Consider the following 9,205-nt stretch of genomic DNA (forward strand, 5'->3'; position numbering starts at 1 on the left):
GTGGAGCAGACGTGAGCACCAGTATCGATTCATTCGGAGCCAAGGGAACCCTCGAGGTCGGTGAGAACTCTTACGAGATCTTCCGCCTCTCGGCCGTCCCCGGCACCGAGAAATTGCCCTATTCCTTGAAGGTTCTCGCCGAGAACCTTCTCCGCACCGAAGACGGTGCCAACATCACCGCGGATCACATCCGCGCAATCGCGAGCTGGGATCCCTCAGCCGAGCCGAGCATCGAAATCCAGTTCACGCCTGCCCGCGTGATCATGCAGGACTTCACCGGCGTTCCTTGCATCGTCGACCTCGCCACCATGCGTGAGGCCGTCACCACCCTCGGCGGCGACCCGAACAAGGTCAACCCGCTCTCCCCCGCCGACATGGTCATCGACCACTCGGTCATCCTCGACGTCTTCGGCCAGGCCGACGCACTCGAGCGCAACGTCGACCTCGAATACGAGCGCAACGGCGAGCGTTACCAGTTCCTCCGTTGGGGCCAGGGCGCATTCGACGACTTCAAGGTCGTCCCCCCGGGAATGGGCATCGTTCACCAGGTCAACATCGAATACCTGGCGCCCACCGTCATGTCCCGTAACGGACAGGCATACCCCGACACCTGTGTCGGCACCGACTCGCACACCACGATGGTCAACGGCCTCGGCGTGCTCGGCTGGGGCGTCGGCGGCATCGAGGCCGAGGCAGCAATGCTCGGCCAGCCCGTCTCCATGCTGATCCCCCGCGTTGTCGGCTTCAAGCTCTCCGGTGAGATCAAGCCCGGCGTCACCGCAACCGACGTCGTGCTCACCGCCACCGAGATGCTCCGTAAGCACGGCGTCGTCGGCAAGTTCGTCGAGTTCTACGGCAACGGTGTTGCCGAGGTTCCGCTCGCGAACCGCGCAACGCTGGGCAACATGAGCCCCGAATTCGGTTCCACCGCAGCGATCTTCCCGATCGACGCCGAGACCATCGAGTACCTGCGCCTCACCGGCCGCAGCGACGAGCAGCTCGCTCTCGTCGAGGCGTACGCCAAGGAACAGGGCCTGTGGCACAACCCCGACAAGGAACCCGTCTTCTCGGAGTACATCGAGCTGGATCTGGGAACCGTTGTTCCCTCGATCGCCGGCCCGAAGCGCCCGCAGGACCGAATCCTGTTGTCGGAGTCCAAGACTGCGTTCCGCAAGGACATCCACAACTACGTGGAAGAGAACTACCCGACCGAGCACACCCAGCTCGACGAGGCCGTCGAAGAGTCCTTCCCGGCTTCCGATCCCGCGGTTCTGTCGTTTGCCGACGACGGAGCGGTCGACGTTCTCTCTGCTGCCAACGGTGCAGAAGGCCGTCCGAGCAAGCCGGTCGTCGTCAAGTCCGACGCCGGTGAGTTCGTTCTCGACCACGGCGCCGTCGTTGTTGCAGGTATCACCTCCTGCACCAACACGTCCAACCCGTCGGTCATGCTCGGTGCTGCACTGCTCGCACGCAACGCCGTCGAAAAGGGCCTCGCCACCAAGCCGTGGGTCAAGACCAACATGGCTCCCGGTTCGCAGGTCGTCACCGATTACTACGAGAAGGCCGGCCTGTGGCCGTACCTCGAGAAGCTCGGTTACTACCTCGGCGGTTACGGCTGCACCACGTGCATCGGTAACACCGGACCCCTGCCCGAGGCAGTCTCGAAGGCCATCAACGACAACGACCTCTCGGTCACCGCGGTGCTCTCGGGTAACCGTAACTTCGAGGGACGTATCTCCCCCGACGTCAAGATGAACTACCTGGCTTCCCCGCCGCTCGTGATTGCATACGGCCTCGCCGGAACCATGGACTTCGACTTCGAGACCGATTCGCTCGGTAACGACACCGACGGAAACCCCGTCTACCTCAAGGACATCTGGCCGTCCACGCAGGAAATCGAAGAGACGATCAAGTCCTCGATCGACCAGGACATGTTCCGCAAGTCGTACGCAACCATCTTTGCGGGCGACAGCCGCTGGCAGAACCTCGAAACCCCGAAGGGTGACACCTTCGAGTGGGACGTGAACTCCACCTACGTGCGGAAGCCACCTTACTTCGACGGCATGACGATGGATCCGGCTCCGGTCAAGGACATCAAGGGCGCACGCGTCCTCGCACTGCTCGGCGACTCGGTCACCACCGACCACATCAGCCCGGCAGGTCCGATCAAGGTCGGTACCCCCGCTGCGCAGTACCTCGACTCCCACGGCGTCGAGCGTGCGGATTACAACTCCCTCGGCTCGCGTCGCGGTAACCACGAGGTCATGATTCGCGGAACGTTCGCGAACATCCGTCTGCGTAACCAACTCCTCGACGACGTCTCCGGTGGTTACACCCGCGACTTCACGCAGGAAGGCGCACCGCAGGCATTCATCTACGACGCGTCGCAGAACTACCAGGCAGCCGGCATCCCGCTGGTCGTCCTGGGCGGCAAGGAGTACGGCTCCGGATCCTCGCGTGACTGGGCAGCCAAGGGCACCAGCCTGCTCGGCGTCAAGGCCGTCATCACCGAGTCGTTCGAGCGCATCCACCGCTCCAACCTCATCGGCATGGGCGTTGTCCCGCTGCAGTTCCCGGTCGGCGAGTCCGCAGGTTCGCTCAAGCTCGACGGCACCGAGACCTTCGACATCGAAGGCGTCGAGAAGCTCAACGAGGGCGTCACCCCGAAGACCATGAAGGTCACGGCGACGCGCGAGAACGGCGAGAAGGTCGTGTTCGACGCAGTCGTACGCATCGATACCCCCGGCGAAGCGGATTACTACCGCAACGGTGGCATCCTGCAGTATGTGCTTCGCAACATGATCCGGGGCTAGTCAACCGAGCCCTGCTCTAACCCACGTGGCGGACTCAGCGAGGTGCTGAGTCCGCCACGTGCGTTCAGAGCACAAAGAAAGCGCGAGACGAGGACAACAACGTGCCCAAGGTCAGTGAAGACCATCTCGCGGCACGGCGCAGTCAGATCCTTGACGGCGCCCGCCGCTGCTTTGCGGAATACGGCTACGACGGCGCCACAGTTCGCCGTCTCGAAGAAGTCACCGGTTTGTCCCGAGGAGCGATCTTTCATCACTTCAAGGACAAGGACGGCCTGTTCCTCGCTCTCGCAAGCGAGGATGCGAGCCGGATGGCAGATGTCGTCGCCGAAGAGGGCCTCGTCCAGGTCATGCGGGACATGCTCGCGCAGCCCGATCAATTCGATTGGCTGGGAACGCGACTGGAGATAGCGCGTCGACTGCGCAATGACGCCGACTTCCGCGAGAAGTGGTCACAGCGCTCCGTAGAACTGACGGAAGCGACCAGTGCGCGCCTCGCCAGACAGAAATCGGCCGGTCGGCTCCGTGACGACGTTCCCACCGAAATTCTGATCGGGTATCTGGATCTGGTGATGGACGGCCTGGTCGCGAGAATCGCCTCCGGCCACGGCGTCGACAACCTGTCAGCGGTTCTCGATCTGGTCGAGGAATCGGTGCGGCGGCGAGATTGAGGGGCTTCGCCCCTGTGAGTGGTTGAGGAGTGCGGGGACTCCCTAACCACTCACAGGGGGTTAGGCGAGCTGGATCAGCTCGAGGTATTCCTGCGACCAGTGGTCCTCGTTGCCGTCGGGCAGGAGTATGACCCGCTCGGGGTTGAGTGCCTCGGCAGCGCCCGGATCGTGGGTGACCAGGACGACGGCACCGGTGTAGCTGCGGAGCGCGTCGAGCACCTGCTCGCGTGAGATCGGGTCCAGGTTGTTGGTGGGCTCGTCGAGAAGCAGAACGTTGGCAGCGGACGACACCAGACCGGCCAGAGCCAGACGCGTCTTTTCACCACCCGAGAGCGTTCCGGCCGGCTGTTCGAGCTGTGGGCCGGTGAACATGAAGGCACCGAGCAGAGAACGCAGTTCCTGCTCCCCTGTATCCGGCGCAGCGTGGCGGATGTTCTCCCACACGGACGCGTCGTCGTCGAGGGTGTCGTGCTCCTGAGCGAAGTAGCCGACCTTGAGTCCGTGACCGGCGATCAGCTCACCCGCGTCCGCCTTCTCCGCGCCCGCGAGGATGCGGAGCAGTGTGGTCTTACCTGCACCGTTGAGTCCGAGGATAACCACACGAGACCCACGATCGATCGCGAGATCGACACCGGTGAAGATCTCGAGCGAGCCGTACACCTTGGTGAGGTTCTTGCCCATCAGCGGAGTCTTGCCACAAGCGGCGGGCTCGGGGAAACGAATCCGCGCAACCTTGTCCGAGACACGTTCGGCATCGAGGTTCGCCATCAACTTGTCGGCTCGCTTGGCCATGTTCTGAGCCGCGACGGCCTTGGTTGCCTTTGCACCCATCTTCGCAGCCTGAATCCGCAGCGCACCGGCCTTCTTCTCGGCGTTCGCGCGCTCGCGGCGACGACGCTGCTCGTCCGTGGCACGAGCGTCGAGGTACTTCTTCCAGTTCATGTTGTAGACATCGGCCTCACCGCGGACGGCATCGAGGAACCACACACGGTTGACGACGTCGTTGAGCAGGTCGACGTCGTGACTGATGACCACCAGTCCGCCCTCGTGGTTCTGGAGGAATCCACGCAGCCAGGTGATGGAGTCGGCGTCGAGGTGGTTGGTGGGCTCGTCGAGCAGCAGAGTGGTGTCCGAGCGGGCACCGCTGCCGTCGGAGGCGGCAAAGAGGATTCGCGCCAATTCGACACGACGACGCTGACCGCCGGACAGCGTGCTGAGCGGCTGCCCGAGAATACGGTCCTCGAGGCCGAGGCTGCTGGTGATACGTGCGGCTTCGCTCTCGGCTTCGTAGCCGCCGAGGGCCGAGAATCGATCCTCGAGCTGGCCGTACTTCTTGACCGCGCGGTCCTGAGATTCCTGATCGAGCACCTCGCCCATCAGGATCTGCTGCTTCTCCATCTCGCGGAGCATCGTGTCGAGGCCGCGGGCAGAGAGAACCCGGTCCTTGGCGAGGATGCTCAGGTCGCCCTCTTTGGGGTCCTGCGGGAGGTATCCGAGTTCACCGGTACGTACGACGCTTCCCGCATATGCCTCACCTTCACCGGCGAGGATGCGCAGAGTGGTCGTCTTTCCGGCACCGTTACGTCCGACGAGTCCGATCCGGTCGCCCGGCTGGATGCGCAGCGAAGGCCCGGGAGCTGTGAGAAGGGTGCGGACACCGGCACGAACTTCGAGGTCAGTGGCGGTAATCAAGCAAACTCCTCAGGAAAAACGACGAATACGGGTAAACAATGCCTGACTACAGACACAAGAACTATCGATTTTACCGTGACCTGACGGTCGTTCCGACCAGGAGCGTGTGAGTCCGCTAACGTTCGGGACATGACTAGCGAAAACAGCACTCGTCCTCGCGACCTCGAAGGCCGCGCCGCCATCGTCACCGGCGCAAGTCGCGGAATCGGCAAAGCTGTCGCCGCCGAACTCCTCGCTCGCGGCGCCGACGTCTTGATCACAGCCCGCAAGCCGGAGCCCCTCGAGGCCGCTGCATCCGAACTGTCCGCTCTGGGGCACGGCGGCAAGGTCGTCGCATTCGCGGGCAACGCAGCCGATGCCGAAGCCCGCTCCGGTGCCGTCGACCGCGCCGTCGCCGAGTTCGGTTCGCTCGACATTCTGGTCAACAACACCGGAATCAATCCCGTCTTCGGTTCGCTCATGGAGGCGGACCTCGACGCCGTGCGCAAGATCTTCGACGTGAACGTGGTTGCCGCCCTCGGCTACGTCCAACAAGCACATCGGGCGTGGATGGGTGAACACGGTGGAGCCGTCGTGAACCTGGCAAGTGTGGCCGGGATCCGGTCGACGGGCGTCATCGCGGCGTACGGCGCGTCGAAGGCTGCGCTCATCCGGTTGACGGAAGAACTGGCCTGGCAACTGGGACCGAAGATTCGTGTCAATGCCGTAGCTCCCGGGATCGTCAAGACGCAGTTCGCGGCAGCCCTGGTCGCTGCCGGCGAGGACAAGGCGTCGGCGGGCTACCCGATGAAGCGGCTCGGCACCCCCGAGGACGTTGCCGGCTTGGTCGGCTTCCTCGTCTCCGACGCGGCGGCATGGATCACCGGCGAAACGGTCCGGGTCGACGGCGGTCTGCTCGCAACGGGATCGATGTAGTGCGCCGATCATGAGCACACTCGACTCCTCCGCCGACGTGGTGATCGTGGGCGGCGGGCCCGCGGGGCGGGCACTCGCGACGCGCTGTATCGCCCGGCAACTCACCGTTGTCGTTGTCGATCCGCATCCTCATCGGGTGTGGACGCCGACGTACTCGGCGTGGGCAGACGAGCTGCCGTCGTGGCTGCCGGACGAGGTGATCGCGAGCCGAATCGAACGCCCGAGCGTGTGGACCAGCGGGCAGAAAACGCTTGATCGCATCTATTGCGTATTGAATACACCTTTACTGCAATCATTTCTCTCCGACACATCCATAAAGGTCAGAGGCTTACGCGCTCAAACACTGTCCACCACCACCGTCGTGTGCGTGGACGGATCGCAGCTGACGGGATCCGTCGTCGTCGACGCCCGAGGCACCGATCTGGCAGTGACAACCGCGCAGCAGACGGCCTTCGGAATGATCGTGGACCGAGCTCTGGCCGATCCGATTCTGGGCGGCAGCGAGGCCTGGTTCATGGACTGGCGAACAGACAACGGCACCTCCGACGCCGACACTCCGTCGTTTCTCTACGCGGTCCCGCTCGACGACGAGCGAGTCCTCCTCGAGGAGACCTGCCTCGTCGGCCGGCCGGCGTTGGGGTTGCGCGAACTCGAAACACGTCTGCGCACCCGACTTCACAATCGGGGCTGCGAAGTCCCCGACGACGCGCCGGTCGAGCGAGTCCGTTTTGCGGTCGAAGGCCCGAAAGACTCGTCCCCGGACGCTGTCCTCCGGTTCGGCGGGCGAGGCGGTCTGATGCATCCGGGAACCGGATACAGCGTTGCCTCCTCACTCGCCGAGGCCGACACTGTCGCGAAAGCAATCGCCGACGGTGAAGATCCGAACGCGGCACTCTGGCCTCGCTCGGCCAAGGCGGTATCCGCTCTCCGCCGCGTTGGTCTGAACGCACTTCTCACCCTCGACTCGGGCGAAGTCACCACATTCTTCGACAAGTTCTTCGATCTACCGGTCGAGGCTCAGCGGTCATACCTTTCCGATCGGCGGGACGCGGCCGCGACGGCGAAAGTGATGGCAACACTGTTCCGATCGTCACCGTGGCACGTGAGAAAGACGTTGATGCGCGCGCCGTTTCTCCGGTGACTAGATCCGCACCGACTACTGCGCTCCCATCGAACTGGCGATCATCGGCCACGAATTGTGGAGGTCGTCCTGCCAGTAACCCCACGAGTGGGTTCCGGTCGGCTTGAAGTCGAAGGTCGCGGGGATGCCCAATGCGTTCAGTCGGTCCGCCAATCCGTGTGTGCACCCGTTGACCGCGGATTCGATGATGCCGCCGACGATGATCTGATTCAGGAGTGCTCCGGGATTTCCGTTCACATCGGGCGCCTGAAGGTTGTCGTGCGGACCTGGCAGCCCGGATCCGGTGGAGACGTACAGTTCGGTCCCCCGCAGCTTCTCCGCGTTCACGACGGGATCGTTCTCACGCCATCCCGGACCGTCGAACGGTCCCCACATGTTTGTCGGATCAGCGCCACCCCGCGCACCGACCACCAGTCGCACGTAGTCCTGACCCGGCTGGGTGGAAGTCTCCGCGCACCCGCTGTAGGCCCCGACACTCCGATACAGCCCTGGGGCTGAGATCGCGAGATTGAGTACCGAGGTCGCGGTCATCGAGATCGCCGCGATGGAGTTGACCCCGTTGGTACCGAACTGCGCATCGATGACTGGCGGCAGTTCGCGAGTGAGGAACGTCTGCCACTTGTTGCGTCCGAGTACGGGATCGTCCTTCTGCCAGTCGGTGTAGTAGCTGAACGCTCCTTCCAGCGGCGTCACGACGTTGACGTTCTTGTCGGCGAAGAAGTCCAGGACATCGGTCCGTCCTTCCCACGTTGCACTGTCCTCGCCACCACCGGCGCCGTTGAGCAGATACAACGTGGGCCGTGGGGCGCTCGTGTCGGCGGGGAGGATCACCTCAAGTGGAATGTCGCGGCCCATCGCATCGGAGTGGACGCTGATGGTTACGGTGCGTGCCGGATCTGCGTTCGCGGGCCAAGGCGCAAACAGCAGTGGAACCAGTGAAATTGCCAGCGCTGCTGCTACGCGTCGACGGTAGGTTCGGATACTCATCGGAGTATGCCCCCAGGTGTGCGAGTCGGATTCTCGGAGCGGATACCCGCTCGCCGCGCCTCGAACCGGCCCACCCGGACGCAACGGTTCGGGATCAACCGTGAGCGTTTGCCTCGCGCAATCGGCTGGGGGCGACCATCATGGGAGGCATGCGCTCGATTTGGAAAGGCTCGATAGCCTTCGGTCTGGTCAACGTTCCGGTCAAGGTGTACTCGGCGACCGAGGACCACGACATCCGATTTCACCAGGTCCATGCAAAAGACGGTGGCCGCATCAAGTACAACCGTGTGTGTTCCGAGTGCGGAAACACGGTTCAGTTCGCGGACATCGACAAGGCGTACGACTCGGAAGACGGATCGCGCGTCATCTTGAGCGACGAGGACTTCAACAAACTCCCGGCCGCGGAGAAGCACGAGATTCCGGTGCTGGAATTCGTGCCGAACGATCAGATCGATCCGATCTTGTTCGAGAAGAGTTACTTCCTCGAACCCGATTCGGCGTCGCCGAAGGCGTACGTCCTGCTTTCGACTGTGCTCACCGAGAGTGATCGAACGGCACTGGTGCATTTCACTCTGCGACAGAAGACGCGCCTGGCCGCGATGCGCGCTCGCGACGGCGTCCTCGTGATCCAGACGTTGCTGTGGCCCGACGAAGTTCGCGCAGCAGAGTTCCCTTCACTCGACGACGTGGAGAAGCCGAAGGCCAAGGAACTGAAGATGGCGCAGACGCTCGTCGAGAGCATGGCGGGCGATTTCGATCCGACCGAGTTCACCGACGACTACCAGCTCCAACTGCGGCAGTTGCTCGACGAGATGATCGAGAACGGCGGCAAGAAGGTCATCCCCGCCGCCGAGGTCGACCAAGAGGGCACCGATGCAGAGGTGGTCGACCTCGTTGCCGCACTGCAGCGCAGTGTGGACGAAGCGAAGTCGAACGCCTCCAAGGCCGGCTCGTCGAAGTCGACGACACCGAGGAAGAAACGAGCCTGA

Annotated in this window: 7 protein-coding genes; 5 read left to right on the forward strand and 2 right to left on the reverse strand. The window is 63.3% G+C overall.

Features of this window, described 5'->3' with window-relative positions; translation table 11 throughout:
* The first annotated feature begins 11 nt into the window (after window positions 1–11).
* Both acnA and AC2ETI_RS01025 read left to right on the forward strand, forming a co-directional pair.
* Entirely contained in the window at window positions 12–2,813 is a 2,802-nt protein-coding gene (acnA, locus tag AC2ETI_RS01020; protein ID WP_019748421.1) for an aconitate hydratase AcnA, read from the forward strand.
* A 101-nt stretch (window positions 2,814–2,914) separates the two neighbouring features.
* Window positions 2,915–3,481 carry a TetR/AcrR family transcriptional regulator gene (locus AC2ETI_RS01025; RefSeq protein ID WP_003944970.1) on the forward strand — a complete coding sequence of 189 codons (567 nt, stop codon included), beginning with the start codon at window positions 2,915–2,917 and terminating at the stop codon, window positions 3,479–3,481.
* 60 nt (window positions 3,482–3,541) lie between these two features.
* Here AC2ETI_RS01025 and AC2ETI_RS01030 read toward each other — a convergent pair whose 3' ends face one another.
* Window positions 3,542–5,173, reverse strand: a complete 1,632-nt coding sequence (locus tag AC2ETI_RS01030) for an ABC-F family ATP-binding cassette domain-containing protein (RefSeq protein ID WP_020907739.1) — start codon at window positions 5,171–5,173, stop codon at window positions 3,542–3,544.
* A gap of 129 nt (window positions 5,174–5,302) precedes the next feature.
* On the opposite strand from AC2ETI_RS01030, the gene AC2ETI_RS01035 reads away from it, so the two are divergent.
* Window positions 5,303–6,088, forward strand: coding sequence for an SDR family oxidoreductase (locus AC2ETI_RS01035; RefSeq protein ID WP_483633463.1), 786 nt, complete (start codon window positions 5,303–5,305; stop codon window positions 6,086–6,088).
* Window positions 6,089–6,098: 10 nt separating this feature from the next.
* On the forward strand, window positions 6,099–7,229 hold the full coding sequence (locus tag AC2ETI_RS01040; RefSeq protein WP_483633464.1) for a lycopene cyclase family protein: 1,131 nt from the start codon (window positions 6,099–6,101) through the stop codon (window positions 7,227–7,229).
* Window positions 7,230–7,244: 15 nt separating this feature from the next.
* Here the strand turns inward: AC2ETI_RS01040 and AC2ETI_RS01045 are convergent, their stop codons facing one another.
* Entirely contained in the window at window positions 7,245–8,216 is a 972-nt protein-coding gene (locus AC2ETI_RS01045) for an alpha/beta hydrolase (RefSeq protein ID WP_483633465.1), read from the reverse strand.
* Window positions 8,217–8,365: 149 nt separating this feature from the next.
* Between AC2ETI_RS01045 and ku the strand changes: the two genes are divergently transcribed.
* A complete protein-coding gene (ku, locus tag AC2ETI_RS01050) occupies window positions 8,366–9,205 on the forward strand; it encodes a non-homologous end joining protein Ku (protein ID WP_172932851.1) in 840 nt (279 codons plus the stop codon).

Source organism: Rhodococcus sp. MurmanLake-1, assembly GCF_056945715.1.